Genomic DNA, 24,974 nt, shown 5'->3' with positions numbered 1-24,974 from the left:
GCCCTGGCGGCGAATCCCCGTATGATGGCGAAAAACAGAGCCGCCCCGCGCGCCATCAAGGAGACGCCCGCTTGTCCGCAGGTACGATTTCGCCCGTCCCGGAGACCTTTCCCACCTTCGAATCCTCGGATTTCTCGGGAGAGGGATCCTTCTACTTCGACCTCGTGCGCCTGCAGGACCACGACGACATCCCGCGCGGCTTCCTGCATCGGCACCGCTATTACCACCTGTTGTGGATGACCGAGGCGCAAGGCACCCACCTGCTGGACTTCGAGCAGCACGCCGTGCGCGACCACTCGGTCTTTTTCCTGTCGCCCGGCCAGATCCACGCCTGGACGTCGTCGGTCAAGCCCAGCGGCTACGTCATGAACATCAGCACCGAGTTCTTCGCGCAGATGTTCCCGCGCGCCGACGACATCGCCAAGTTCCCGTTTTTTCACCTGGCGGGCGGATCGCCGGTCATCTACCTGACGCGCGAGCAGCACGACGCCATGCTGCCGCTGCTGGCGGAAATCGAACGCGAAACGCGCGACCGCCAGACAGGCCGTTTCGACGTGGTGCGCTCTTACCTGCTGATCCTCCTGACGCAGCTGCGCCGGCTGTATCCGGCTGACGAGCGTGAAACCGCGGCGGGCCCCAGCTATTCGCTGGCCAAGCGCTTCACCATGCTGATCGAAGAGCACTACCTGGATTTCTCGGCCATCCGCCAATACGCCGACGCGCTGTGCATCAGCGAACGCCAGTTGAACGAGGCGGTCAAGCGCAGCGTGGGACGCACGGCCAGCCAGCTCGTGCAGGAACGCATCGCGCTGGAGGCCAAGCGGCTTCTGTGCAACACGGATCTGGGCATCGCAGAGATCGGCTTTCAGCTGAACATCGAGGATCCGGCCTATTTCGCGCGCTTTTTCAAGAAGCACACCGGCTGCACGCCGGGCGACTTCCGCAAGAAGTACTACCGCCCCATCGAATGATGGCTGAGTGACCGGCGGACTGCGGCCGCGCGGGCTGGCCCGCAAAAAAGTGCAAAACAAGCTCTGATCTGTCCTAACGCGCCCTGACCGAGGCTGCGTAAAGTTCATCCGGACTCAACCCGCCGCGCTGCGGCCAGATTGAAATTGCGATGAACGACACTTCGACATTGATGACGGGCGGCCAGCACGTGGTGCGGGCCCTGCTGGACCACGGCGTGGACACCGTATTTGGCGTACCCGGCGAGAGCTACCTGGACGTATTGGACGCGCTGTACGCGCACAGCGACCGCATCCGGCTGGTGTCCTGCCGCCATGAAGGCGCGGCGGCATTCATGGCCGAAGCGCACGGCAAGCTGACCGGCCGCCCCGGCATCTGCATGGTCACGCGCGGCCCCGGCGCCACCAACGCCAGCATCGGCGTGCAGACGGCCTTCCAGGACTCCACCCCGCTCATCGTGCTGGTGGGCCAGGTCGGCAACGACATGGTCGAGCGCGAGGCGTTCCAGGAAATCGACTACCGCCGCATGTTCGGCCAGTTCACGAAGTGGGTGGCGCAGATCGACAGCGCCGCGCGCGTCACCGAATACCTGAACCGCGCGTTCTCCGTCGCCACGTCCGGCCGCCCCGGCCCGGTCGTCCTGGCGCTGCCCGAGGACATGCTGACCGACGTGGCCCCGGCCCTGCCCTGCGGCACGATCCAGGTGCCGCAGGCCTATCCGGCCCCCGACGCCCTGGCCAGCATGCGCACGCTGCTGGCGGGCGCCCAGCGCCCCCTGATGATCGTCGGCGGCTCGGGCTGGACCGACGCGGGACTGGCAAGCCTGACCCGCTTTGCCGAACTGAACGGCCTGCCCGTGGCGTGTTCGTTCCGCCGCCAGGACCTCTTTGACAACCACCACGCGCAATACGTGGGTGAAGTCGGCATCGGCGTGAACCCCGAGCTGGCCGAGGCGGTGCGCCAGGCCGACGTCATCCTGGCCGTGGGCGCGCGGCTGGGCGAGATGGTGACGGGCGGCTATTCGCTGCTGCAATCGCCGGTGCCCAGCCAGACCCTGATCCACGTGCTGGCCAGCCCCGAAGAGCTGGGCCGCGTGTACCAGCCGGCCGTGAAGATCCAGGCCGGCATGGACGCCTTCGCCAAGACGGCGGTGGAGCTGGAGCCCGTGGACGCAACGCCGTGGCGCGCGTGGGCGCAGCGCCTGCACGACAACTACCTGCGCTACACCGAGCTGCCTGCCCCGCGCACGGGCCTGGACCCGGCGCGCGTCATTGCCGCGCTGCGCGACCAGCTGGACCCGAGCGCCATCCTGACCAATGGCGCGGGCAACTACAGCGCCTGGGCGCATCGTTACTACCGTTTCACCCACCCGCGCACACAACTGGCGCCGACCAGTGGGGCGATGGGTTACGGCGTGCCCGCGGCCATCGCGGCCAAGCTGCGCCATCCCGACCGCCAGGTGATCTGCCTGGCGGGCGACGGCTGCTTCCTGATGACGTCGCAGGAGCTGGCCACCGTGAAGCAGCACCAGCTGGGCATCGTCTTCATCGTGTTCAACAACGGCATGTACGGCACGATCCGCATGCACCAGGAGGTGCACTACCCCGGCCGCACCATCGGCACGGACCTGTGCAACCCGGATTTCGTGGCCTACGCGCAATCGTTCGGCGTGACGGCCGAACGCGTACAGACGCATGAAGCCTTCACGCCCGCGCTGGCGCGCGCGCTGGACAGCGGAACCCCGTATCTGATCGAACTCAGCCTGGACCCGGAGGTGATCACGCCCCGGGCCACCCTGACGAGCCTGCGCGAAAAGGCGCGCACCGCCGGCGCCTGAGAGACCAGGCCCGGCAACCCATAAAAAAACCCAAAACACTGGAGAGAGACATGACGAAAACCCTGACCCCCGTGCGGCGCCTGGCTGCCGCCGTCCTGATGGCCGCCGCGTCGCTGGGCACGGCAGCAACGGCCGCCGCGGCCGATTTCCCCGAACGCCCCTTGCGCATCATCGTGCCCTTCGCCGCGGGCGGCGCCACCGACGTGATCGCGCGCACCGTGGCGCAGGCCATGTCGACGCGGCTTGGCCAGCCCGTGGTGGTGGAGAACAAGGCGGGCGCCAACGGCAACATCGGTGCCGTGATGGCCGCCCGCGCCGAGCCCGACGGCTACACGCTGCTGATGGCCACGTCCAGCCACGCCATCAACGCCACGCTCTATCACAAGCTCGACTACAGCCTGACGCGCGACTTCGCCGGCCTGTCCAACCTGGCGTCGGTGCCGCTGCTGCTGGTGGTGAACCCCTCGGTGCCGGCCAAGACCCCGCAGGAACTGGCAGCCTATGCCAAGGCCAACGGCAACCGCGTGAACTACGCCTCGGGCGGCACCGGCACGGCTTCGCATCTGGCCGGCGCGCAGTTCAATTCGCTGGCCGGCGCGCAGATGACGCACGTGCCGTACAAGGGCGGCGCGCAGGCGCTCAACGACCTCATGGGCGGACAGGTCCAGATCATGTTCGCCAACCTGCCCGAAGTGCTGTCGCAGGTGCAGGCCGGGCGCCTCACGCCCATCGCGGTCACCGGCACGCAGCGCCACTCGGCGCTGCCCAACGTGCCCGCGTTCTCCGAGGCGGCCTACCCGGCCATGAATGCGCGTTCGTGGTTCGGCCTGTTCGTGCCGGCCGCCACGCCCGCGCCCGTGGTCGAGAAGCTGTCCAAGGCCGTCACCGACAGCGTCGCCGACCCGGCCGTGCAGGACAAGTTGAAGGGCCTGGGCGCCGACCCCGTGGGCGACGGCCACGCCGCCTTCCAGAAATACGTGAACACCGAAGTGGAACGCTGGAGCGAGCTGGTCAAGCAGTCCGGCGCCACGGCCGAATAACACGCTTTCCGCTACCCCTATCAAGGATCAACATGCTTTACGACGTCCGTACCTACACGTGCCGCGCCGGCACCATCAAGAAACACTTGGCGCTCTATGCCGAGCACGGCTACGAGGTGCAGAGCCGCCATCTGGGCAAGCCGCTCGCCTACATGCAGACCGAAACCGGCAACGTCAACACTTACATGCACATCTGGGTGTATGACAGCGCCGCCGACCGCGAAGCCAAGCGCCAGGCGCTGCAGAAGGACCCGGCCTGGGCGACCTACCTGACCAAGAGCGCCGAAGCCGGCTACCTGATCAGCCAGGAAAACCGCCTGATGACGCCGACGGCGTTCTTCAAGCCCTGATGTAGCACGCAGCAGGCGGCGCTAGCCCGCCTGCTCTTCCTGCGGCCAGTCCCGCAGCACGGGCGCGTCCGGCGCGCCCGGTCCCACGTCGCGCAGATGGTCGTGCTGCAACAGCGCCATCCGGTAGGCATCGCGGTACGCGCCGTTGGAAAAGAATTCTTCCCTGAGCAGGCCTTCGATCTGGAAGCCGCACCGTTCGTAGATGTGCACGGCGGCGGTATTGTCCTTGTCCACCACCAGATACACCTTGTGCAGGTTCAGCACCCGAAACGCATAGCCCACCGCAATGCGCGTCGCGGCCTTGGCGTAGCCCCTGCCCTGGTAGCTGGGCGCGATGATGATCTGGAATTCTGCCCGGCGATGGATGTAGTCGATCTCCACAAGCTCGACCAGCCCGGCCGGCTGCCCCGTGTCGTGCTCGATGATGAAGCGCCGCTCGTTCTGGTCGTGAAGGTGGCGGTCGTACAGCGCGACGAGTTCGTCATAGGCTTCATACGGCTCTTCGAACCAGTAGCGCATGATGACGTCGTTATTGTTGATCTTGTGCACGAAGTGCAGGTCGCCGCGTTCGAGCGGGCGTAGTTTGATATCGGATGTGGCCGACATGGGTACCTCGAGATGACCGCTGATGTGCGGCCATTCTATGTCAAGCCCACACGTCCCGCCTTCTGGAAACGGGGCCCGTTGCGAGCACGCAAGTATCTCTAGGAAATACCTTGGAATCTTTATAAAATCCCTGCAGTTTCCAACCGGCGCGGACGCCCACCGCCACCCTACAAGCGATTCCCATGAGCCGTCCCGACCCTCTCTTCGTGCAATCCCTGGCCAAAGGCTTCGAACTGCTGGAAGCCTTTGCCCAGCGCCCGTCAACCATGAGCATGAACGAGCTCATGGAGATCACCGGCTTTGACCGTAGCACCACGCAGCGCATGACCCACACGCTGGTCACGCTGGGCTACCTGGAACGCGGCGCGGGCGGCAAGGGCTACACGCCCGGCAAGAAGATCCTGCAACGCAGCTTCGATTACATGCGCAGCGTGCCGCTGCTTGAACGCGCCACTCCGCTGATCGCCGAAATGCAGCGCGAAACCAACGAACGCGTCGAACTCAGCCTGTTCGACGACCTGTACATCATTTTTGCCCTGCGCCGCCAGACCAAGCGCCAGACCTTCAGCAGCACGCTGGCCGGCCGCGCCCTGCCCATGGTGCAGACGGCCGGCGGACGGGCCATCATGTCCCACCTGCCCGAGGAGGAAGTCGAAGACATCCTTTCCCGGTCCAAGGACATGCCGCTCGACACCATCCCCAGCACGCCCAAGACCGACAACGACCCGGACCGCATCCGGGGGCTGGTCCAGCAGGCGCGCCAGGATGGGTATGCCACGGCCATCGAGGAAAGCATGCTGGGCGAGCTGAACCTGGCCGCCGCCATCCTGGATCATCGGCATCGGCCGGTGGCGGCCATCCAGATCGCCGGGCTGGTGTCCGAATGGGCCTCGCCGGCGGAGTTTGCGCGACGCTATTCGCCGCTCTTGCTGACCGCGGCGCGGGGGCTGAGCGGCAAGGTGGGGTTGTCCTGAACGGCCTTTCCTACTTGCCGCGCCAGAACAGCGGCAATGGGGCCGGCACCATGCCGTCGAACTTCTTGTCGTACGCCTTGAATTCCGAGTATCCCCCCAGCGGCACGAACATCACCTGCTCGTAGGCGCGCCGCTGGATTTCGGCAGCCACGCGCTTTTGCGCCTCCAGCCCATTCACCGACTCGAACTCGGCGCGCAGGCGCTGGATGGTGTCGTCCTTGGTCCAGCCCGGATAGCCGCCCTCGCCCCGTCCGTCCAGATTGGCGTTCACGATGGGGTTCAGCAGGTCCATGCTGGTCAGACTGGAATGGAAGATGCTCCAGCCGCCTTCGGCGAGCGGCGCGTCCTTGCTGCGCCGCGAGAGCAGCGTGGCCCAGTCCATCGACTGCACTTCCACGTTCATACCGATGCTGCGCAGCGCCTGCGCGGTCACGGGCGCCAGGCTGGACAGGCTGCGCACGTCGGTCGGATGCAGCACGACGATCTTCTCGCCCGCGTAGCCGCTGTCCTTCAGCAACTCCCGCGCCTGCGCCAGATTGGCGGGCTTGGTCTGCGTGGCGCCGTCTTCGGTCTGGTATGCCGAGATACAGCTCAACATGGCGCCGCATAGCTTGTAGTAGGCCGGATCGCCCAGCGAGGCATCCAGGTAGTCGGCCTGGTACAGCGCGGCCAGCACCGCACGCCGCACCTTCACGTTGTCCAGGGGCGGCTGCTTCCAGTTCATGCGCAAGGTGTAGGTTTCGGACGCGTCGCCATAGCTCTGCACCGTCACGGTCTTCACGCCGTCCAGCTGTGGCAAGAGGTCGGGCGCCACGTTCTCGACGAAGTCGATCTCGCCCTGGCGCAGTGCGTTCACCGCGGTCTGTGCATCCGGCACGTTCACCACGTCGATGCGGTCGAACATGGCGACCTTGCCCCCGGCAAAGCGGCTGGCCGGCTCGTTGCGCGGCACGTAATCCGCATTCTTCACATACGCGGCCTTCACGCCGGCCTGGAACTCGGCTTGCACGAACTTGTACGGACCCGAGCCGACAGTTTCCTTGATGGCCTCGGACGGCGGCGTCGCCGCGATGCGACGGGGCATGATGAACGGCACAGGCGAACCCGGCTTGGCCAGCGCATCCAGCAGCAGCCCGTAAGGTTTGGTGAGCACGATGCGGAAGGTGTCGGCCGACGGGCTGTCCATGCGCTGCGTGATGCCGGCCAGGCGCGAACCGACGGGATCGCGCTGCGACCAGCGCTTGAGCGACGCCACCACGTCTTCACCGGAGACGGGCGCACCGTCATGAAATTTCAAGCCCGCCCGAAGCGTGAATACATAGGTCAGCTGGTCGGGCGACACCGTCCACGACGCCACCATCTGTGGCTGCGGACGCGAACGCGCATCCAGCGAAAACAGCGTGTCGTACACCATGTACCCGTGATTGCGCGTGATGTACGCATTGGTCAGCACCGGGTCCAGCACGCGCAGCGGCGCATGCATGACCACCTTGGCGTTGACCGGCTCGGCCTGGGCCTGGGCCGGACAAAGGGAAACCGCCACCGCGAGGGCAGCCAGGGCGGCCGCCGCAAAACCACGTTGTCTCATCATGTGTCCTTATCGTAGGTACGGCAGAAATGGCGGCCGGGTCAGGGCCGCGCCAGCAAAACCGATTCAGTCGTGCAGCGCCTTGACTGCCTCCAGCAGCGCGCCGTCGCCAATGGGTATGCCGCAAGCCCGCAACGCGGCGTCAACGCCGCCCAGCGCGCCCAGGATCATGGCGGGATGCACGTCGCCCAGGTGGCCAATGCGGAACATCCGTCCGGCGAGCGGCCCCAGCCCGCCCGCCACGGCAACGTGAAAGCGTTCGCGCGCCACGGTACGCATGGCTTCGACGTCCACGCCGTCGGCGACCGAAATCGTGGTGACCGAGACCGCCCGCGCGGCGGGATCTTGCACGAACAGCTTGAGCGCGCCGCCGCGCGACCACGCGTTCACCGCGGCATGCACCGCGTCCGCCACGCGCCGGTGGCGGGCGAACACCGCCTCCTCGCCTTCAGCGGCAATCAGCGCCAGCGCGGCGCGCATGCCCGCCAGGAGGCTCTGCGGCGGCGTGCCGCAAAACTTGCGGTAAAGCAGATCGCTCTTGCGCTTCTCCCAGTCCCAATAGGCACGCGGCGTGGGATTGGCTTGCGCGGCCTGCAGCGCGCGCGCGTCGACCGCGGTGAAGGACAGCCCCGGCGGTCCCATCAGCGCCTTCTGCGATGCGCCGATCGCCACGTTGACGCCCCACTCGTCCATGCGGAAGGGCGTGGCGCCCAACGAGGCGATCACGTCGGCCACCAGCAGCGCCGGATGGCCGCTGGCGTCCATGGCCCGGCGCACGGCCGCAATGTCGCTGGTCACGCCGCTGGCCGTGTCGGTATGCACGGCGAACACGGCGGCGATACGCCGCGCCGTGTCGGCCCGCAGCGCCGCTTCGATCGCGGCCGGATCCAGCGCCTGTCCGGGGCGGGTCGGCGTGCGCAAAGCCGTGGCGCCCATGGCCTCGGCATGCACGGCCCACGCCTCCGCGAAATGGCCGCTGCCGGCCACCAGCACCTGCGCGCCGGGCGGGACCAGATTGGCAATGGCGGCTTCCCACGCGCCATGCCCGTTGGCCGCGTACATCAGCACGTCCGCGCGCCGCGTACCTAGCAGACGGGCCAAGCCCGCCTCGCAATCCGCGACCAATTCGGCCAGCCGCGGATCGGATAGATCCATGCACTGGCGGCCCATGGCCTCGCGCACCGCATCGGGCACGTGCGTCGGGCCGGGCGTATGCAGGAACTGCGGCCCGGCCAGTTCGGCGCGGGCTGTCGTCAGGCTGTCTTTCATTCGATTGTCTCCAGGTCCGGCTCCAGCAGGCGCCGCGCGGCGGTCCATACCCGCTGCGTGTAGATCGGGGCGGTGGGCCGTTCAAACTGGCTCGCGGTGCGCTCGCATACCGCCTCCGGCGGGAACACCAGTGGCGCGCCGGCCGATTGGGCCTTGACCTGCGCCTGGCAGGCGCGCTCCAGGTAATAGATATTGACGAACGCCTCGGCCACCGACGATCCCGCCGCCAGCAGGCCGTGGTTGCGCAGGATCATGGCCTTGTGCGGGCCAAGGCTGGCGACGAGGCTTTCGCGCTCTTCGAGGTCCAGCGCGATGCCCTGGTAGTCGTGATAGCCGAGGCGGTTGTAGAAGCGCAGCGCATGCTGCGTGATCGGCAGGAGGCCATCGCGCTGGCACGCCACGGCAATGCCGTCCGCAGTATGCGTATGCACCACGCACGCCAGATCGTGGCGCGCGGCATGCACCGCCGAATGAATGGTGAAGCCCGCCGCGTTGACCTGCTGGCTGTCGGCGTCGCCCGGATCGACCGGATTGCCGTCCAGGTCGATCTTCACGAGGTCCTGTGGCCGCATTTCGTGAAACAGCACGCCATAGCGGTTAATCAGAAAATGGTCCTGCGTGCCCGGCACCCGCGCGCTGATGTGGGTGTCGATCAGATCGGTCATGCGGAAGTGGGCGACGAGGCGGTACAGGGCGGCCAGTTCGTCGCGCACGTGCGCTTCGGTGAGTGCTTGCGTCATGAGAGCTCCGGTTGGAATCAGGCGTTGTCCGCCGCCAGGTCCGGCTGGGCGCGGATCAGCCGGGCGACCGCCAGGCTGGCCGCATCCCCCAACCGTTCCAGCTCGCGGATCACGCCCAGGCGGTCGGCCACCGATTTGTCCTGGTTCAGCTTCATCTTTCCCTCCAGCCCGGCAATCGGGATCTCCAGCGCCGCAATCGCGGTGAGGCGCGGCGCCGTCAGGGTCTCGGGCATCTCGGGAAAGCGCCATTCGCCACCCAGCGGCGTGTCGTAGCGCGCCACCGTTTCCGCCAGCACCGCGCGGATGGCCTCGGGCGCCTCGATCAAGCGTGGCGTGCCTCGCGCATGGACCGCGGTGTAGTTCCACGTCGGGAACGTCTGCCGGTTGACGTACCAGCTGGGCGAAATGAACGCATGCGGCCCCTGGAACAGCACCAGCGCCTGCGCGCCGTCCTGCAGGTCCCGCCACTGCGGATTGGCGCGCGCCAGATGCGTGACCAAGGTCCCGCACGCGCCGTCCTCGCGCAGCAGGAACGGCAGGTGCGTGGCGTTCGCGCCCGCCGCGCCCACGGTCACCAGCGTGGCGAAACTGTGTGTGCGCATGAACGCGTGCAATGCACCGATATCGGATTCGGCATAGGCCGGCGGGGTGTACATGGCGTCCCCTAGGCCTTCGCGTGCAGCCAGCGCGCGGTGTCGTCGAAGGCTTCACCCGCGACGGCGGCAATCGAAACGGCCTCCAGAAAGCTGTGCGCGGTGCCCGGGTAGACCTTGGACGCAACGTCCACCCCGGCCTCGCGCAGCTTGCGCTCCAGCTCGATGCTGTCGTCATGCAGCGGATCGCATTCGGTCACCACCAGCCAGGCCGGCGGCAGGCCTTGCAGGTCGGCGCGCAGGATGTCCACGCGCGGATCGAAGAAATCCTTGCCGTGGCGGATGTGCATGCCGCGGAACCAGATCATCATATGCAGCGACAGACCGTACTCACCCGCGCCATACCGCACGACCGAGTTGCGGAACAGATTGCTGCCGAAGCCCCCGTAGTTCAGCACCAGCCCCTTGATGAGCGGCACGCCTTCGTCGCGCAGCGTCAGGGCCGTGCCCATGGACAGGTTGGCGCCGGCGGAATCGCCGCCCACAAAGATCTGCGCGGCGTCGATGTCCAGTTCGCCCGCCGACGCGGCGACCCAGCGCAGCACGTCCACGCATTCCTCCAGCGGCTGCGGGAACTTGGCCTCCGGCGCGCGGGTGTAGTCCACCCCAACCACCACGACCCCGGCGCGCTCGGCGTATTCGCGCATCACGCGGTCATGCGTGTCGATGCTGAACAGCACGAAGCCGCCGCCATGGATGTACATGAAGGCGCCCGGCAGCCGGCGCTCGGCCGGGTAGTAGACGCGCACGCGCACCGGTCCATGGCGCGTCGCAACCTGATGTTCCGCTGTGCGCGCCATCTGCGGGCCGCCCTGGGCCCACGGCAGGCGTACCTTTTCGGCATTGGCGCGGCCCTGTTCGATGGACAGGGTGTCGCGGCGGGGATACTGCGACGCATCGGCCGCCATGCGCCGCAGGAACTCGGCGATCTGCGGGTCCAGGGGCGCAGGCGTGCCGGTCGGGATGGTGAACGCGGGATCTTCGAAATACATGGAATGTCTCGTCTTGGGTTGGCAATCGGAAAACGGGTGGCGGCGTCAATAGCCGCGCGTCAGGTCCACGGTGTGGGCCAGGGCCTCGCCCTGGCCCAGCCGGCGGATGTTGGCCACGACCTGCTCGGCCACGGTGGCGGGCGCGGGCATGGTCGCCATGTGCGGGGTGACGATCACCCCCGGCGTCGACCACAGCGGATCGGCCGGATCCAGGGGTTCCTGCGCGAACACGTCCAGCACGGCGCCGCGCAGTTGCCCGCGCGCCAGCGCGTCGATCAGGTCCGCCGCGACCAGGTGCTCTCCCCGGCCGCAATTGACCACCGCCGCGCCTTGCGGCAGGGCGTCGAAGGTGCGCCGGTTCAGGATGCCGCGGGTCGCGTCGGTCAGCGGGACCAGGCACACCAGCACATCGGTGTTGGCCAGGAATTCGTCAAAGGCTGCCTCGCCGGCATAGACGCGCACGCCGTCAAGATCGCGCGGCGTGCGCGACCAGCCGTTGACCGCATAGCCCAGCCCCGGCAGCACGGCGGCGATGGCGCCGCCCAGCTCGCCCAGGCCCATCAGCCCGATCCGGCATTGCGAGGCCGGCGTCTGCGGCGGCCGGTTCCAGCGCGCGGCGCGCTGGTTGGACAGCGCCAGATCCAGCTTGCGGTGAAAGGTCAGCACGCACCACAGCACGTACTGCAGCATCCCCTGCGCCAGTTGCGGATCCACCACTCGGCAGACCGGCAGCCCGCGCGTGCGCTGGCCGTCCAGCAGGTTGTCCACGCCGGCGGCGATGCTGTGGATCAGCTTCAGATTTGGCATGTCGTCGTAAACGCCCACGGGCGGATTCCAGCAGACCGCCACCTCGGCGTGCAGACTGCGCGGATCGGGCCAGACGGCAACGTCCAGGTCGGGCGCCAGACCCCGCAACAGCGGCTGAAAGTAGGAAAGATTGGCGGATCGGCTCAGCAAGGCAACGCGTGTCATTGGGGTTTCCTTCAAGCGCCGGCCAACGCCAGTCCGGCCGCATCGCGGCTGCCCAGCCCGTCCTTGCCGGGAATGGCGGCCAGCAGTTCCTGGGTGTAGCGGCTGGCGGGCCGCGTGAATATCTGCTCGGCGGGGCCGATCTCCATGACGCGGCCGCGCTGCATCACGGCGATGCGGTGGCATAGCCGGGCGGCCACGCGCAGGTCGTGGGTGATGAAGATCATGCTCAGGTTCAGTTGCGCGCGGATCTGCTCCAGCAGATCCAGGATCTGCGCCTGCACGGACACGTCCAGCGCCGACACCGCCTCGTCCGCGATCAGGATTTCCGGCTCCATCATCAGCGCCCGCGCGATCGAAATCCGCTGACGCTGCCCGCCGGAAAACTCGTGCGGATAGCGCTTGAGCGCGCTGGCATCGATGCTGACCAGCGCCAGCATGTCGCGCATCCGCGCCTGCACGCGGGCCGGGTCTTCGCCGTAGTTCAGCGGCCCCTCGGACAGCGTGGCTTCGATCGTCAGACGCGGGTTGAAGGACCGGTAGGGATCCTGGAACACCATCTGGATGCGCTTGCACCACTGCCGCCAGGCCGCGCGCGACAGGTTCGAGACGTCCTGGCCGTTCATCACAATGCGGCCGGATGTGGGCCGGGCAAAGTGCGCCAGGCACCGGCCCAGCGTCGTCTTGCCCGACCCGGATTCGCCGACGATGCCCAGCGTTTCGCCACGGGCCAGCGACAGCGACACGCCATCCAGCGCATTGACCTCGCGCCGCTTGGACCGGAACAGGCTGGACGTCACGAAGCGCATGCCCAGGTTTTCGACCGCGATGACGGGATCGGCTGCGGCCAAGGGCGCGCCGGCGCCGAACCTGCCTTTGGGCACCGCGTCGATCAGCTTGCGGGTATAGGGATGCTGGGGATTGGCCAGCACCTCGGCAGCCGTGCCGGCCTCGACGATGCGGCCGTGCTGCATCACGATCACGCGATCGGCAATCTCGGCCACCACGTCGAAGTCGTGCGTGATGAACAGGATGCCGGTGTCGTGACGCTCGCGCAGGCCGTGCAAGAGGCGCAGCACCTGGGCCTGCGACGTCACATCCAATGCCGTGGTCGGCTCGTCCGCGATGATCAGCGCCGGTTCCATCGCCAGCGCCATCGCGATCATCACCCGCTGGCGCTGCCCGCCCGACAGTTGGTGGGGAAAGGCGTGACGCAGCGTCTCGGGCGACGGTAGCCGCATATCGGCCAGCAACGCCAGCACGCGCCGGTCGACTTCCCGGCGCGACAGCGACGGGCCATGGAACTGGAAGATCTCGGCGATCTGGTCGCCCACCTGCATCAGCGGGTTCAGGGCCGTCATGGGCTCCTGGAAGATCATGGCCATCCGGTCGCCGCGCAGCGCACGCAGCTCGGCCAGGGAAGCGTGCGTGATGTCGCGGCCCGACAAGAGGATCTGTCCGCTTTCGAGCTTGAGCACATTCTTGGGCAGCAGGCCCATGACGGCGCTGGCCGTGACGGACTTGCCCGAGCCCGATTCGCCGACGATGCACACGATTTCGCGCGGGCTGACGGTCAGCGCGATGCCTTCGGCGGCGTAACGCCGGTCACCGGCGCCGGGCAGGCTGACCTTCAAGTCGCGGATTTCCAGAATGGGATGAGAGGACATTGGCTTTCAGCCCTTGCGTTGACGCGCCATGCGCGGGTCCAGGCGATCGCGCAGCGCGTCGCCGAACAGGTTCACTGACAGGATCAGCAGCGCCAGGAAGACGCCCGGGAACAGGACGATCCACGGCGCGCGCTGGAAGAACGGACGGCCCTCGGAAATGATGCTGCCCAGGCTGGGGATCTCGGGCGGAAAGCCCAGGCCCAGAAAACCCAGCACGGCTTCGATCAGGATTGCCGAGGCGCAGATGAACGTGGCCTGCACCACCAGCGGGTTGATCGTGCTGGGCAGGACGTGGCGCCACAGCACGCGCCATGTCGGCGTGCCCATGCCAAGCGACGCCTCGACGTAGGGCTCTTCGCGCACTGACAGCACCACGCTGCGCACCAGCCGCGCCACACGCGGAATCTCCGGGATGGCGATGGCCGTCACCATGGTGGGAATGGTCGCGCCGCCCAGCGCCACCATGGCGATGGCCAGCAGCAGGCCGGGAATGGCCATGATGCCGTCGATGATGCGCATCACCACCGCATCCAACTGGCGGAAATAGCCCGCCAGGAGGCCCAGCAGCAGGCCGGCGCACACCGAGATCACGCTGACCAGCGCCGCCAGCGTGATCGACAGCCGGCCGCCGTAAAGCACGCGCGAAAACAGGTCGCGGCCCAGCGAATCGGTGCCCAGCCAGTATTCGGCGCTGACCGGCTTGAGCCGCATCCGGGGCGCCAGCGCGGCGGGGTCATGCCAGGTGATCAGGGGCGCCAGCATGGCCAGCCCCACCAGCGCGGCCAGCAGCGCCAGCCCGGTGAACATGAGCGGATCGCGCGTGAGCGCGGGCCAGAAGGAACGGGGACGGTCCAGAGCAGTTGTGGTCATGTCCGGCCTCAGTAGCGGATGCGCGGATCGAGCACGACATACAGCAGGTCGATCGCCAGGTTGATGAAGACATACACGAACGAGAAGAACAGGATCGTGCCCTGCACCACCGGATAGTCGCGCGCCAGCACGGCGTCGACGATCAGGCGGCCCACGCCGGGGATGTTGAAGATGGTCTCGGTAACGACCACCCCGCTGATCAGCGTGGTGAGCGCCAGCCCGATGACGGTGACGATGGGCACCGCGGCGTTGCGCAAGGCATGGCGGTACAGCACGTAGCGTTCGGGCACGCCCTTGGCGCGTGCCGTGCGCACGAAGTCTTCGCCCAGCACTTCCAGCATGCTGCCGCGCGTAATGCGCGTGATCAGCGCCACGAACACGGTCGCCAACGTGATGGTGGGCAGCGCCATGTGGTACAGGAACGTGCCGAAGCCCGACGCCAGTCCCGCATAGCCTTGCACCGGAAACCAGTTCAGCTTCACCGAGAACGCCAGGATCAGCAGATAGCCCACCACGAACGCCGGCACGGAGAACGCCAGCACCGTGACCGCCAGCGTCACGCGGTCGAACAGGCCCTTGTGCCACCAGGCGGAAAAGACGCCCAGCGGAATTGCGGCAAAGATGGTGAGCAGGATCGCGCAGATCGCCAGCGCCATCGTCGGCCCCAGCCGCTGGCCGATCAGCGTGGTGACCGGGTCCTTCGAAATGATCGAGGAGCCCAGGTCGCCCTTGAGCAGTGCGCCCATCGCCAGGGCATATTGCGTGGCCAGCGGACGGTCCAGGCCCATTTCGGCGCGGACCTCGGCCACCGCCTGCTCGCTGGCCATGTCGCCGGCGATGACGCGGGCAGGATCGCCCGGCGCCAGCCGCAGCAGCAGGAACACCACGGTGGCCACCACCAGCATCACGGGGATGGCGGCCAGCACGCGCTTGAAGATCAGGTTGAGCATGATGGAGATCCCCTTGCGCTACTTGGGCGAGGTCCAGAACAGCGGAATCGGCGCATCGACCAGATCAGCGAACTTGGCGTTGTAGCCCTTGAATTTGGAGTACCCGCCCAGCGGCACGTACATCACCTGTTCGTAGTTGCGGCGCTGGATGGCCTGGGCCAGTTCGCGGCGCTCGTCCTCGGTGCGGGCGGCAGCGAAGCGGCTGCGCAGTTCGTCCATGACAGCGTCGTGCGTCCAGCCGGGATAGGTCGAGTCGGCGCGCCCGTCCAGATTGGGATTGCCGACCGCCGAGATCAGGTCAAGGCTGGACATATTGGACTGGAAGATGCTCCACCCCCCCTGATCAACGCCCTCTTTCTTGCTGCGGCGGCTGAGCAGCGTGGCCCAGTCCATCGACTGGATCTCGACGTTCATGCCGATGCTGCGCAGCGCCTGCGCCGTGACCGGCGCAATGTTGGCGAAGATGGGCAGGTCGGTCGGATGCAGCACCACCACTTTCTCGTTGGCATAGCCGCTTTCCTTCAACAGCTTGCGGGCGTGCGCCAGGTCCGGCGTCTTGATCTGGGTGGCGCCTTCCTCGGACGCATAGGGCGACACGCAGGTCAGGACCGCGCCGCAGACCTGATAGACGTCCGGATCGCCGATCTGCGCATCCAGATAGTCCGCCTGGTACAAGGCGGCCAGCGCCGCACGGCGCACCTTCACGTTATTGAACGGCGCCTGCAGCCAGTTCATCCGCAAGGTAAACATATTGGAGTTCTTGCCATAAGACTTGAGCGAGATGCCCTTGGCGTCCTTCAGCTGCGGCATCAGGTCGGGCGGCACGTCTTCCAGAAAGTCGATCTCGCCATTGCGCAGCGCGTTCACCGCCGTCTGGCTGTCGGGGATGTTCAGCAGTTCCAGCCGGTCCACGGTGACAACCTTGCCGCCAGCGAACGCGCTGGCCGGTTCCTTGCGCGGCACGTAGCCGTCGAACTTCAAGTAGGTGGCTTTCACGCCAGCCTGGAAATCGGCCTGCACGAACTTGTAGGGACCGGAGCCGATCGTCTCGCTGATCGCCTGTGAAGCCGGCACGGACGCGATGCGCTTGGGCATGATGAACGGCACCGGCGAGCTCTCCTTCGCCAGCGACTCCAGCACCAGCCCGTAGGGCGACTTGAGCTTGAGCGTGAAGGTATCCGGGCCGGACGCAGCCAGTTCGGCCGTGGCGTTTTTCAGCCGGTTGCCGATCGTGGCGTCGCCAGCCTGCCACCGCTGCAGTGACGCGACGACGTCTTCGGCCGTGACAGGCGCCCCGTCATGAAACACCAGCCCGGCGCGCAACTTGAATACATAGGTCATGCCGTCTTCCGACACCGTCCACGAGTCCACCATCTGCGGTTGGGGCCGGCCCGAGGCGTCCATCGAAAACAACGTGTCGTACACGAGATAGCCGTGGTTGCGCGTGACATAGGCCGACGTCAGGATCGGATCCAGCACGCGCAGCGGTGCATGCATCACGAACTTTGCCGTGGTCTCGGCGTGGCTGGCGGCCGGCGCGGCGGCCAGCGGTGCGGCTGCGGCCAGGAACATTGCTGCGGAAAACAGAAAGGATCGCTTCATTTATTCCCCTTTTATGGTTTGGTCCGGCGCCGGCAGCGTGCCGCGGGCCGGGGTGCGGATCAGGGCAGCAGTATCTGCCGTCCCGCCCAAGGTGCCGCGCGCTCCAGCTCGGCGGCCAGGCGCAGGATCTGGTCTTCGCGCCCAAAATGCCCGATGAGCTGACTGGCCACCGGCACACCCGATTCCGTCCAGTCCAGCGGCAGGCTGGCCGCCGGCTGGCCCGAAGCATTGATCACCGCCAGGAATGTCGCGTAGCGAGACACCTTTTCGCGGAACGCCCAGAACTCGCCTTCCAGCGCCAGATCCCCCAGCTTGGCCGGCAGTTGCGCCAGCGTGGGCGTCAGCACCAGGTCAAAATCCGTCATGGCCGCCTCGATGGCGCGTCCGATGGCGTGGAATCGGTTGATCGAATCCACATATTGCGTGGCCGTCAGTTCGCGTCCGACCGACAGGCCGTCGCGGATGACCGGTTCCAGGTCGTCGTCACGCAGTTCGCGGCCGCGGATCGCCAGCCGCGTCTGCACAGCCAGCACGATGTTGGTGGCCAGCACCGTGCCGTGGGCGCGGACGAATCCCGAATAGTCCAGATCCGGCAAAGGCGCTTCCACCACTTCGTGCCCCAGTTCCCGGCACAGGCGGGCGGTGCGCTCAACCGCTGCCAGGCATTCCGGCGCGATGGCGATCCCGTTCCATGCCTGGCGCCACAGGGCAATGCGCAGCGGCTCGCGGCGCTGCTCGCGCACGGAATCCAGATACGACCCGGGCGCGGGCGGCGCGGCATAGGGCGCGCCCGCGGCATAACCGCTGATGCCGTCCATCGCCGCCGCGGTATCGCGCACGCTGCGCGTCAGCACGCCTTCGCACGCCATGCCGCCCCACCCCTCGCCGCGCGCAGGTCCCATCGGTACTCGTCCCCGGCTGGGCTTGAGCCCGAACACCCCGCAGCAAGCCGCCGGGATGCGGATCGATCCGCCGCCGTCGCTACCGTGGGCCACCGGCACGATGCCCGCCGCCACCGCTGCCGCCGCACCGCCGCTGGAACCGCCGACGGACCGGTCCAGCGCACGCGGGTTCAGCGTGGCGCCGCCGTTGCGGCGCGCCTCCGTAGACGGCCCCATGCACAGCTCGGATACCGTGGTCCGCGCGAATGGAATCAGTCCCGACGCTTCGAAGCGCTGGGCCAGCGTCGCATCGAACGTATATTCCGTGTCGTCAAACAGCGCCGAACCCAGGCTGGACGGAAATCGCATGCTCGGCAGGCCCGAATCCTTGAGCAGGAAGGGAATGCCGCGGAACAGGCCGCGTTCGGTCCAGTCGCGCGCCAGCTTGCGCCCCGTTTCGCGCTGCACATAGGTCAGCGCGTTCAATGGCGCACCGCGTTCCTCGGCCAACTGCAACGCGCATTCCATCAGCTCGGCCGGCGTGACTTGGCCGCGTGCAACCAGCCCCGCCAACGCCAAACCGTCCTGCTCTTCGTACTCGTCTGTCCGCATGACTTCCCTGCAACCTTGATGCGCCTGGGTGGCCGGCGCGATAGCCCGCATCCGATTCGATGCCCTGATTTACTGCCTACGTTTGAAGTATTGCTTAGCAATACTGATGTAGTACATAAAAATATTCTAAGCGAGCAACTTCGAGGCACGCAACGCGCGATTCATCAGGGATTTCCCGCGCTGGCGGGCTTGTGGATGCGTTGTCACGTTCGGGCGTGGACAGCGGTATTGCTGATCGCGGCGCCGCCCCCAATAATTTCCGAACGCTCGCATTCCCCCTCTCTCACACGGCAAGGAAAAACGCTCATGCACATCCTGGTTGCTGGCTTCCAGCACGAGACCAACACCTTTGCGCCCTCCAAGGCGGGTTACGACAATTTCGTGCGCGGCGAAGGCTTTCCCGCGATGGTGCGCGGCGCGGACATGCTGGCACTGCGCGAGGTCAACATCCCGGCCGGCGGCTTCATCAATGCCGTGGCGGCTGAAGGCCACACCGTGCAGACGGTGATCTGGGCGGGCGCCAGCCCGTCGGCCCACGTGACGCGCGATGCCTACGAGCGCATTGCCGGCGAGATCCTGGACGCGGTGCGGGCCGGCGGCTTTGACGCCATCTACCTGGACCTGCATGGCGCCATGGTCACCGAGCACCTGGACGACGGCGAAGGCGAACTCCTGGCCCGCGTGCGCGAGATCGTGGGACCCGGCGTGCCCGTGGTCGCCAGCCTGGACCTGCACGCCAACGTCACCGCGCGGATGCTGCAAAGCGCGGACGGCCTGGTGGCGTTTCGCACCTATCCGCACGTGGACATGGCCGATACCGGCGTGCTGGCCGCGCGGCTGCTGATGGCGCGCATTCAGGCCGGAGAACAATGGACCCGCAGCGAACGCCGCCTGCCCTTCCTGATTCCCATCAACGGCATGTGCACGATGCTGCAACCCTCGCAGGGCGTATACGCGCTGCTGAGCGAACTGGAACAGACGCCGGGGGTTGCCTCCGTGTCTTTCGCGCCGGGCTTTCCGGCGGCGGATTTCCCTGAGTGCGGGCCGGTGGTGTGGGCCTACGGCACGGACGCCGCCGCGGTTGAAGCAGTCACAGAATCGCTGTATGCGCGCGTGCTGGAACTGGAACCCGAGTGGTCGCCTGATTTCCTGGAACCGGCCGAAGCCGTGCGCCGCGCGCAGGCCCTCGCCGCTGGCGCCACGCGGCCCGTCGTGATCGCCGATACGCAAGACAACCCCGGCGCTGGCGGCGACGCCAACACCACCGGCATGCTGCGCGCGCTCGTGCAAGCCGACGCGCAGAACGCGGCGCTGGGCTTGATGTACGACCCCGAGGCGGTGCGTCGCGCCACGCAGGCGGGTGTCGGCGCCACGGTTGCGCTCAGTCTGGGCGGGCAGTCCGGCGTCGCGGGCGACGCCGCCTTCGAAGGCGAATTCGTCGTCGAGGCGTTATCGGACGGCAAGCTGCGATTTGACGGGCCGATGATGAACGGCATGGACGTGGACCTGGGCGCGACGGCCACGCTGCGGATCGGCGGCGTGCGGGTGGTGGCCAGCGCCGGCAAGGCGCAGATGCTGGACCGCAACCTCTTCCGCGTCGGCGGCGTGCAGCCCGAACAGATGGCGATCCTGGTGGTGAAAAGCTCGGTGCATTTCCGGGCCGACTTCCAGCCGATCGCGCACGAGGTGCTGGTGGCCAAGGCGCCCGGCCCGATGCAGGCGGATCCCGCGGATCTGCCGTGGACGCGGCTTGAGCCCGGGATGCGGGTGCGGCCGCAGGGGCAGCCGTTCAGGACGGCGTGAAAACGACATGGCCGGCGCGAAGGTGCCGGCCATTGCAGTCAGGGCGGCCACGATGGCCGCGCTTGGGCAGTATTACTTCAGCTTGCCCTGCGGGCTGACGAAGTCCTCCAGCGTCAGTCCCTTTTCCTTCAGGATCGCTTCCAGCAGCGGTTGCAGCTTGCCCAGGCTTTCCTGAACGGTTTCGCGCACGGTGTCGACGATAACCTGCGTGCTGCGTTCGATCTCGATGTTGACCGCATCGCCCACCTGCTTGTCCTCGAAGACCGTCGTGCGGCGCGTCTCGGGAATCAGCCAGACCTCGAACCAGCCCTCTGCGCGGTTCACTTCCGACACGGTTAGGCTGGCGCCGTTGATGGCGATGTAGCCCTTGGCGAACACGTATTTGCGAAAGGCCTCGGGGATGCTGAAGCGCATCAGGCGATTGGTGTCCGACGATTTCACCATCAGCACCTGCGAGGTGAAGTCCACATGGCCGGACAGCGGATGGCCGCCGATCTCGGCGCCGTCCTTGGCCGCGCGCTCCACATTCGCGCTGTCGCCCTCGGCGTAGCTGCCCAGCGTGGTGATCGCCAGGCTTTGCAGCATGACATCGAACGTGGCCTGGTTCTCGGACAGGATTTCCGTGACGGTCAGACAGACGCCATCCGTCGAAACGCTGGCGCCGATGGCCAGGTCAGTGCAGAAACCAGGGGGAAAATCCAGCGTGAAGGTGCGCAGGCCTTCGCGATCCGCGATCTTTGCGATCTTCGCGGTGCCTTGAACAATACCGGTGAACATACGGATCCTGAATGCGGGGCGGCAGGCCCCGGAAGCAAAACATCAACGTTAACCGATATTTTGCCCGGGTCCTTGGTCAGGGCCGCCGCCCCGCCCGCGATCAGTGGCGGATCGCGATGGTCTTCAAGGACGTGAAGCCGTACAGCGCTTCAAAGCCCTTCTCGCGGCCATAGCCCGACTGGCGCGAACCGCCGAACGGCAGCTCCACGCCGCCGCCCGCGCCGTAGTTGTTGACGAACACCTGGCCGGCACGCAGCTTGCGCGCCAGGCGCATCTGGCGGCCGCCATCGCGCGTCCACACGCCGGCCACCAGGCCGTACAGCGTGCCGTTGGCGATTTCCAGCGCTTCTTCCTCGGTGTCGAAGACCATGGCGGCCAGCACCGGGCCGAAGACTTCTTCCTGCGCCAGGCGGCTGTCCGGCGGCACGTCGCGGAACAGGACGGGCGGCTGGTAGAAGCCGGCCTCGGGCGTGCCGTCCTTCAGCTTGCCGCGCGCCGCGACCTTCATGCCTTGCGCTTCGGCTTCGGCCAGGAAGCCGCGTACGCGGTCCTGCTGGCGGGCGTTGATCAGCGGCCCCACATCCAGGTCGGCCGCCGCCGGGCCGGTCACCGTGGCCGAGAACGCGTCGGACAGGCGCTTGAGCACGGTTTCGTACACGCCGCGCTGGATCAGCACCCGGCTGCCGGCCGAGCACGTCTGGCCGGCGTTCTGGATGATGGCGCCCAGCAGCACCGGCATCGCGGCGTCCAGGTCGGCGTCGTCAAACACGATTTGCGGCGACTTGCCGCCCAGCTCCAGCGTGACGGGCACGTGGTTTTCGGCGGCGGCATGGGCCACCATCTTGCCCGTCTGCGGCGAGCCCGTGAACGAAATGTGATCGATGCCGGGATGCGCGGACAGCGCGGCGCCCGCCTCATGGCCGTACCCGGTGACGATGTTCAGCGCGCCGGCGGGCAGGCCCACTTCAGCGGCGATCTCGGCCAGCTTCAGGAGCGACAGGCAGGCGTCCTCGGCGGGCTTGACCACGCAGGCATTGCCCGCGGCCAGCGCCGCGCCGACGCTGCGGCCGAAGATCTGCAGGGGGTAGTTCCACGGCACGATGTGGCCAGTCACGCCGTGGGGCTCGCGCACGGTCAGCACCGTGAAGCCGGGCGTGTAGGGAATGGTCTCGCCGTGCAGCTTGTCGACCGCGCCGGCATAGAACTCGAAGTAGCGCGCCACCGCGGCGGCGTCGGCGCGCGCCTGCTTGATGGGCTTGCCCGTGTCGGCCGACTCCAGCTGCGCCAGTTCCTCCTGGCGGTCCAGCAGCGCGAAGGCGATCTTCATCAACAGGCGGCTGCGCACGGCGGGCGCCATCTGGCCCCACTCGCCCTCGAAGGCCTGGCGGGCGGCCTTGACGGCACGGTCCACGTCCGCCTCGTTCGAGCGGGCCAGTTCCTCGAAAGGCTTGCCATCGGACGGGTTCAGGACGGGAATGGTTTCACCGGTGGCCGCGGCCACCCATTGGTTGGCGATAAAGTTCTTCTGAGTCACGATGTGCGGAGTAAAGTAGCGGCCGAACGGCCGGTTGGGGGAATCTGCGTGTCTCCAGGCGCTTGCCGGCAGAGGGCCAGCCGCGCCGCCCGCGCGTCATGCGCGCGGGCGTTGTGGTGTGATGGCAAGGTACGGGAGCCCTCCGTAACTTGTCAATTGGAATGACAGCTTTTATCCCAAGGTTCAGGATATTTTTCTGGATGATCGGGTTATCCCTAACATTTCAGGGGCTTAGCGCCCTGCGTGGAAGTCATGCCGCATGACAACCCGTCCCCACTTCAAGGAGCGTCCGATGAGCAACGTGCGTGACCCGCAGCTGGAATCGCTGCTGGCCGCAGCCACCCGCCCCCGTCCCGAACTGGACGTGCTGGCCGAAGTGGCGTCCGGCCTGGGCTACGTGCGCGCCGAGCGTTTTGCCGAGCGCGTCTACGAAAGCCTGTTCTACGCGATCGCCACCGGCAAGATCGCGCCCGGCAACAAGCTGCCGACCGAACTGGAACTGGCCGCCCTCTTCGAGGTGTCGCGGCCGGTCGTGCGCCAGGCGCTGGACCGCCTGCGCGAAGATCAGCTCGTGGACTCGATCCGCGGCTCCGGCACCTACGTCAAGTCCAAACCGGACCTGATGGGCGGCATGCCCGCCGTGGACCCCGCGCGCCGCGTAGGCCATATCCTGGAAGGCCTGGAACTGCGCATGGTGATCGAGCCGGAATGCGCCCACCTTGCCGCGCTGCGCCGCACGCCCGAAGACCTGCAGGAAATGGACCGCATGCTGACCGGCTACGAAGAGGCCGACGCGTCCGGCGCCATCGCCCACCATCACGACTACGGGTTTCACCGCGCCATTGCGTCCGCCACCGGAAACCAGCGCTTCGTGCAGGTGCTCAAGTCGCTGGAGTACGACGTCAGCCACGCCGTGAACGTCATGCGCCACCTGGTCCACAGCGAACCCTGGAAGCGCACGCGCGCCGCCATCGACGAACATCGCCACATCTATCAACTGATCCGCGATCAGGATGCCGAGGGCGCCCGCAATGTCATGCGCGCCCATATCGAAAAAGCCCGCAGCCGCATGCTCAACAGCGGCTCGGAACACTAAGCAGGAAGCTTCAATTCATGTCATCGCAACGCCCGCAACCCACCCTGGACCAGCAACTCGTCATCGTCACCGGCGCCAGCCGCGGCCTGGGCGCCGCCATCGCGCAGGCCTTTCTGCGTGAAGGCGCCAAGGTCGTCATCAACTACCTGAATAGCGCCGACAGCGCGCAGGCCCTTGCCGCCACCGCCCCGGACCGCGCCCTGGCCGTGCAGGCCGACGTGCGCGACCCCGCGGACGTCGCCGCCATGGTCGCCCGCGCCAGCCAGCATTTCGGCCAACCGGTCCACACCATCGTCAACAACGCGCTGCCCGCCTTCCAGTTCAATGGCGATGCCCGCCCCCACGCCGACACGCTGGACTGGGCGCAGATGAACGCCCAGCTCGAAGGCAGCGTGCGCGCCGCGCTGAACACCACCCAAGCTGCCCTGCCCGGCATGCGCGCCGCCGGCGGCGGACGCATCATCAACGTCGGCACCAACCTCGTCCAGAACCCGGTCGTGCCGTACCACGACTACACGGCCGCCAAGGCCGCGTTGCTGGCCTTCACCCGCACGCTCTCGCACGAGCTGGGCGCCGACGGCATCACCGTCAACATGGTGTCCGGCGGCCTGCTGCGCACCACCGACGCCTCCGCCGCCACCCCCGACGCCGTCTTCGACATGATCGCCGCCGGCACTCCGCTGCGCGAGGTCACCACGCCGGAACAATTCGCCGACGCGGTCCTGTTCTTCGCCAGCCCGTGGTCACGCGCGGTGACCGGGCAAAACCTGATTGTGGATGGCGGATTGGTCAAGGGCTGACCGTCACCTCCGGGTTGCCCCCCGGATGGCGCCAACGCGTCGTGTGTTACGGTGGACCAGCAATCCACCGCAACCCAGGAGGCAAGATGAAGACACAGATCAGTTATCGAAAGCTCGACGGCAGCGACGGCGTGGCGCTGGTCAATGGCGGGATCTCCGATAGCCAGCAGGCGAAGCAGGAACTGGCAAATTGGCTGGACCTGCCGGCGGCAGACGCGGCGGGTGGAAATCCGGACGATGTCGACGGCCGGCTGCGGCGCGGCGGCATCGAACCGGGCTCGGTCGAGTTCAATCACATCAGTGAGTAGCAAAAGAAAAACCCCGATTCGCAGGAATCGGGGTTTTTGCTTGAAGGGGTCGGACACCTTGCGGCGACGGTGGAGCTTCGCTGGCCG

Annotated in this window: 23 protein-coding genes; 9 read left to right on the top strand and 14 right to left on the bottom strand. The window is 67.0% G+C overall.

Annotation, left to right across the window (positions count from 1 at the left end; genetic code table 11):
- Positions 1 to 71: 71 nt before the first annotated feature.
- The 4 genes from H4P35_RS10255 to H4P35_RS10240 all read left to right on the top strand — a co-directional run bounded on the left by H4P35_RS10255 (position 72) and on the right by H4P35_RS10240 (position 4,196).
- A complete protein-coding gene (locus H4P35_RS10255) occupies positions 72 to 971 on the top strand; it encodes a helix-turn-helix domain-containing protein (RefSeq protein ID WP_056316364.1) in 900 nt (299 codons plus the stop codon).
- A gap of 149 nt (positions 972 to 1,120) precedes the next feature.
- A complete protein-coding gene (locus H4P35_RS10250) occupies positions 1,121 to 2,806 on the top strand; it encodes a thiamine pyrophosphate-binding protein (protein WP_226848912.1) in 1,686 nt (561 codons plus the stop codon).
- 50 nt (positions 2,807 to 2,856) lie between these two features.
- Positions 2,857 to 3,846, top strand: coding sequence for a tripartite tricarboxylate transporter substrate binding protein (locus H4P35_RS10245; protein ID WP_226848910.1), 990 nt, complete (start codon positions 2,857 to 2,859; stop codon positions 3,844 to 3,846).
- Positions 3,847 to 3,878: 32 nt separating this feature from the next.
- Positions 3,879 to 4,196 (top strand): NIPSNAP family protein, encoded by a 318-nt coding sequence (locus H4P35_RS10240; protein ID WP_056316357.1) that lies wholly within the window; start codon positions 3,879 to 3,881, stop codon positions 4,194 to 4,196.
- 21 nt (positions 4,197 to 4,217) lie between these two features.
- On the opposite strand, the gene speG is transcribed toward H4P35_RS10240, so the two are convergent.
- Positions 4,218 to 4,802 (bottom strand): spermidine N1-acetyltransferase, encoded by a 585-nt coding sequence (speG, locus tag H4P35_RS10235; RefSeq protein ID WP_226848908.1) that lies wholly within the window; start codon positions 4,800 to 4,802, stop codon positions 4,218 to 4,220.
- Between the two features lie 182 nt (positions 4,803 to 4,984).
- Here speG and H4P35_RS10230 point away from each other — a divergent pair, with 182 nt between their 5' ends.
- A complete protein-coding gene (locus H4P35_RS10230; protein ID WP_062840848.1) occupies positions 4,985 to 5,776 on the top strand; it encodes an IclR family transcriptional regulator in 792 nt (263 codons plus the stop codon).
- Between the two features lie 10 nt (positions 5,777 to 5,786).
- Here the strand turns inward: H4P35_RS10230 and H4P35_RS10225 are convergent, their stop codons facing one another.
- The 11 genes from H4P35_RS10225 to H4P35_RS10175 all read right to left on the bottom strand — a co-directional run bounded on the left by H4P35_RS10225 (position 5,787) and on the right by H4P35_RS10175 (position 18,569).
- On the bottom strand, positions 5,787 to 7,367 hold the full coding sequence (locus H4P35_RS10225) for an ABC transporter substrate-binding protein (RefSeq protein ID WP_226848906.1): 1,581 nt from the start codon (positions 7,365 to 7,367) through the stop codon (positions 5,787 to 5,789).
- Between the two features lie 63 nt (positions 7,368 to 7,430).
- Complete coding sequence (locus H4P35_RS10220) at positions 7,431 to 8,633, bottom strand: alanine--glyoxylate aminotransferase family protein (protein ID WP_226848904.1); 1,203 nt, start codon at positions 8,631 to 8,633, stop codon at positions 7,431 to 7,433.
- Positions 8,630 to 9,373, bottom strand: coding sequence for a class II aldolase/adducin family protein (locus H4P35_RS10215; protein WP_062840847.1), 744 nt, complete (start codon positions 9,371 to 9,373; stop codon positions 8,630 to 8,632). Before H4P35_RS10215 ends, H4P35_RS10220 begins: the two co-directional genes overlap by 4 nt.
- A 17-nt stretch (positions 9,374 to 9,390) precedes the next feature.
- A complete protein-coding gene (locus H4P35_RS10210) occupies positions 9,391 to 10,029 on the bottom strand; it encodes an FMN-binding negative transcriptional regulator (RefSeq protein ID WP_226848902.1) in 639 nt (212 codons plus the stop codon).
- 8 nt (positions 10,030 to 10,037) lie between these two features.
- Positions 10,038 to 11,018, bottom strand: a complete 981-nt coding sequence (locus tag H4P35_RS10205; protein ID WP_226848900.1) for an alpha/beta hydrolase fold domain-containing protein — start codon at positions 11,016 to 11,018, stop codon at positions 10,038 to 10,040.
- 45 nt (positions 11,019 to 11,063) lie between these two features.
- Positions 11,064 to 11,990 carry a glyoxylate/hydroxypyruvate reductase A gene (locus H4P35_RS10200; RefSeq protein WP_226848898.1) on the bottom strand — a complete coding sequence of 309 codons (927 nt, stop codon included), beginning with the start codon at positions 11,988 to 11,990 and terminating at the stop codon, positions 11,064 to 11,066.
- Between the two features lie 11 nt (positions 11,991 to 12,001).
- Positions 12,002 to 13,654: an ABC transporter ATP-binding protein gene (locus tag H4P35_RS10195; RefSeq protein ID WP_226848896.1), complete on the bottom strand. Its 1,653-nt coding sequence runs from the start codon at positions 13,652 to 13,654 to the stop codon at positions 12,002 to 12,004.
- Between the two features lie 6 nt (positions 13,655 to 13,660).
- A complete protein-coding gene (locus H4P35_RS10190; protein ID WP_062840842.1) occupies positions 13,661 to 14,524 on the bottom strand; it encodes an ABC transporter permease in 864 nt (287 codons plus the stop codon).
- A gap of 8 nt (positions 14,525 to 14,532) precedes the next feature.
- Positions 14,533 to 15,474, bottom strand: a complete 942-nt coding sequence (locus H4P35_RS10185) for an ABC transporter permease (protein WP_062840841.1) — start codon at positions 15,472 to 15,474, stop codon at positions 14,533 to 14,535.
- An 18-nt stretch (positions 15,475 to 15,492) separates the two neighbouring features.
- The gene (locus tag H4P35_RS10180; protein WP_226848894.1) at positions 15,493 to 17,076 is read right to left on the bottom strand and encodes an ABC transporter substrate-binding protein; all 1,584 of its coding nucleotides are present in this window, start codon (positions 17,074 to 17,076) and stop codon (positions 15,493 to 15,495) included.
- A gap of 59 nt (positions 17,077 to 17,135) precedes the next feature.
- Positions 17,136 to 18,569 carry an amidase gene (locus tag H4P35_RS10175; RefSeq protein WP_226848892.1) on the bottom strand — a complete coding sequence of 478 codons (1,434 nt, stop codon included), beginning with the start codon at positions 18,567 to 18,569 and terminating at the stop codon, positions 17,136 to 17,138.
- Positions 18,570 to 18,875: 306 nt separating this feature from the next.
- Between H4P35_RS10175 and H4P35_RS10170 the strand changes: the two genes are divergently transcribed.
- Positions 18,876 to 20,372 (top strand): M81 family metallopeptidase, encoded by a 1,497-nt coding sequence (locus H4P35_RS10170; RefSeq protein WP_226848890.1) that lies wholly within the window; start codon positions 18,876 to 18,878, stop codon positions 20,370 to 20,372.
- Positions 20,373 to 20,444: 72 nt separating this feature from the next.
- Here the strand turns inward: H4P35_RS10170 and H4P35_RS10165 are convergent, their stop codons facing one another.
- Together H4P35_RS10165 and H4P35_RS10160 are read right to left on the bottom strand one after the other, a co-directional pair.
- Positions 20,445 to 21,149 (bottom strand): riboflavin synthase, encoded by a 705-nt coding sequence (locus tag H4P35_RS10165; RefSeq protein ID WP_062840838.1) that lies wholly within the window; start codon positions 21,147 to 21,149, stop codon positions 20,445 to 20,447.
- Positions 21,150 to 21,249: 100 nt separating this feature from the next.
- Entirely contained in the window at positions 21,250 to 22,686 is a 1,437-nt protein-coding gene (locus tag H4P35_RS10160; RefSeq protein WP_174245458.1) for an aldehyde dehydrogenase family protein, read from the bottom strand.
- A gap of 289 nt (positions 22,687 to 22,975) precedes the next feature.
- Here H4P35_RS10160 and H4P35_RS10155 point away from each other — a divergent pair, with 289 nt between their 5' ends.
- The 3 genes from H4P35_RS10155 to H4P35_RS10145 all read left to right on the top strand — a co-directional run bounded on the left by H4P35_RS10155 (position 22,976) and on the right by H4P35_RS10145 (position 24,887).
- A complete protein-coding gene (locus H4P35_RS10155) occupies positions 22,976 to 23,779 on the top strand; it encodes a FadR/GntR family transcriptional regulator (RefSeq protein ID WP_056316345.1) in 804 nt (267 codons plus the stop codon).
- A gap of 17 nt (positions 23,780 to 23,796) precedes the next feature.
- Entirely contained in the window at positions 23,797 to 24,579 is a 783-nt protein-coding gene (locus H4P35_RS10150; protein WP_226848889.1) for a 3-oxoacyl-ACP reductase, read from the top strand.
- Between the two features lie 86 nt (positions 24,580 to 24,665).
- Positions 24,666 to 24,887 (top strand): hypothetical protein, encoded by a 222-nt coding sequence (locus tag H4P35_RS10145; protein ID WP_063952506.1) that lies wholly within the window; start codon positions 24,666 to 24,668, stop codon positions 24,885 to 24,887.
- Positions 24,888 to 24,974: the final 87 nt, after the last annotated feature.

The sequence above is a fragment of the Achromobacter sp. 77 genome, from assembly GCF_020541125.1.
Lineage (GTDB): Bacteria > Pseudomonadota > Gammaproteobacteria > Burkholderiales > Burkholderiaceae_B > Achromobacter > Achromobacter mucicolens.
Note: the sequence above shows the minus strand (reverse complement) of the source record. Positions and strands in the feature narration are given on the sequence as shown.

Coding starts and splice junctions, on each gene's coding strand:
- H4P35_RS10165 (WP_062840838.1), bottom strand. CDS start 21,149: ATGTTCACCGGTATTGTTCAAGGCACCGCGAAGATCGCAAAGATCGCG.
- H4P35_RS10225 (WP_226848906.1), bottom strand. CDS start 7,367: ATGATGAGACAACGTGGTTTTGCGGCGGCCGCCCTGGCTGCCCTCGCG.
- H4P35_RS10210 (WP_226848902.1), bottom strand. CDS start 10,029: ATGTACACCCCGCCGGCCTATGCCGAATCCGATATCGGTGCATTGCAC.
- H4P35_RS10175 (WP_226848892.1), bottom strand. CDS start 18,569: ATGCGGACAGACGAGTACGAAGAGCAGGACGGTTTGGCGTTGGCGGGG.
- H4P35_RS10245 (WP_226848910.1), top strand. CDS start 2,857: ATGACGAAAACCCTGACCCCCGTGCGGCGCCTGGCTGCCGCCGTCCTG.
- H4P35_RS10190 (WP_062840842.1), bottom strand. CDS start 14,524: ATGACCACAACTGCTCTGGACCGTCCCCGTTCCTTCTGGCCCGCGCTC.
- H4P35_RS10185 (WP_062840841.1), bottom strand. CDS start 15,474: ATGCTCAACCTGATCTTCAAGCGCGTGCTGGCCGCCATCCCCGTGATG.
- speG (WP_226848908.1), bottom strand. CDS start 4,802: ATGTCGGCCACATCCGATATCAAACTACGCCCGCTCGAACGCGGCGAC.
- H4P35_RS10250 (WP_226848912.1), top strand. CDS start 1,121: ATGAACGACACTTCGACATTGATGACGGGCGGCCAGCACGTGGTGCGG.
- H4P35_RS10150 (WP_226848889.1), top strand. CDS start 23,797: ATGTCATCGCAACGCCCGCAACCCACCCTGGACCAGCAACTCGTCATC.
- H4P35_RS10220 (WP_226848904.1), bottom strand. CDS start 8,633: ATGAAAGACAGCCTGACGACAGCCCGCGCCGAACTGGCCGGGCCGCAG.
- H4P35_RS10155 (WP_056316345.1), top strand. CDS start 22,976: ATGAGCAACGTGCGTGACCCGCAGCTGGAATCGCTGCTGGCCGCAGCC.
- H4P35_RS10145 (WP_063952506.1), top strand. CDS start 24,666: ATGAAGACACAGATCAGTTATCGAAAGCTCGACGGCAGCGACGGCGTG.
- H4P35_RS10170 (WP_226848890.1), top strand. CDS start 18,876: ATGCACATCCTGGTTGCTGGCTTCCAGCACGAGACCAACACCTTTGCG.
- H4P35_RS10195 (WP_226848896.1), bottom strand. CDS start 13,654: ATGTCCTCTCATCCCATTCTGGAAATCCGCGACTTGAAGGTCAGCCTG.
- H4P35_RS10230 (WP_062840848.1), top strand. CDS start 4,985: ATGAGCCGTCCCGACCCTCTCTTCGTGCAATCCCTGGCCAAAGGCTTC.
- H4P35_RS10215 (WP_062840847.1), bottom strand. CDS start 9,373: ATGACGCAAGCACTCACCGAAGCGCACGTGCGCGACGAACTGGCCGCC.
- H4P35_RS10180 (WP_226848894.1), bottom strand. CDS start 17,076: ATGAAGCGATCCTTTCTGTTTTCCGCAGCAATGTTCCTGGCCGCAGCC.
- H4P35_RS10240 (WP_056316357.1), top strand. CDS start 3,879: ATGCTTTACGACGTCCGTACCTACACGTGCCGCGCCGGCACCATCAAG.
- H4P35_RS10200 (WP_226848898.1), bottom strand. CDS start 11,990: ATGACACGCGTTGCCTTGCTGAGCCGATCCGCCAATCTTTCCTACTTT.
- H4P35_RS10205 (WP_226848900.1), bottom strand. CDS start 11,018: ATGTATTTCGAAGATCCCGCGTTCACCATCCCGACCGGCACGCCTGCG.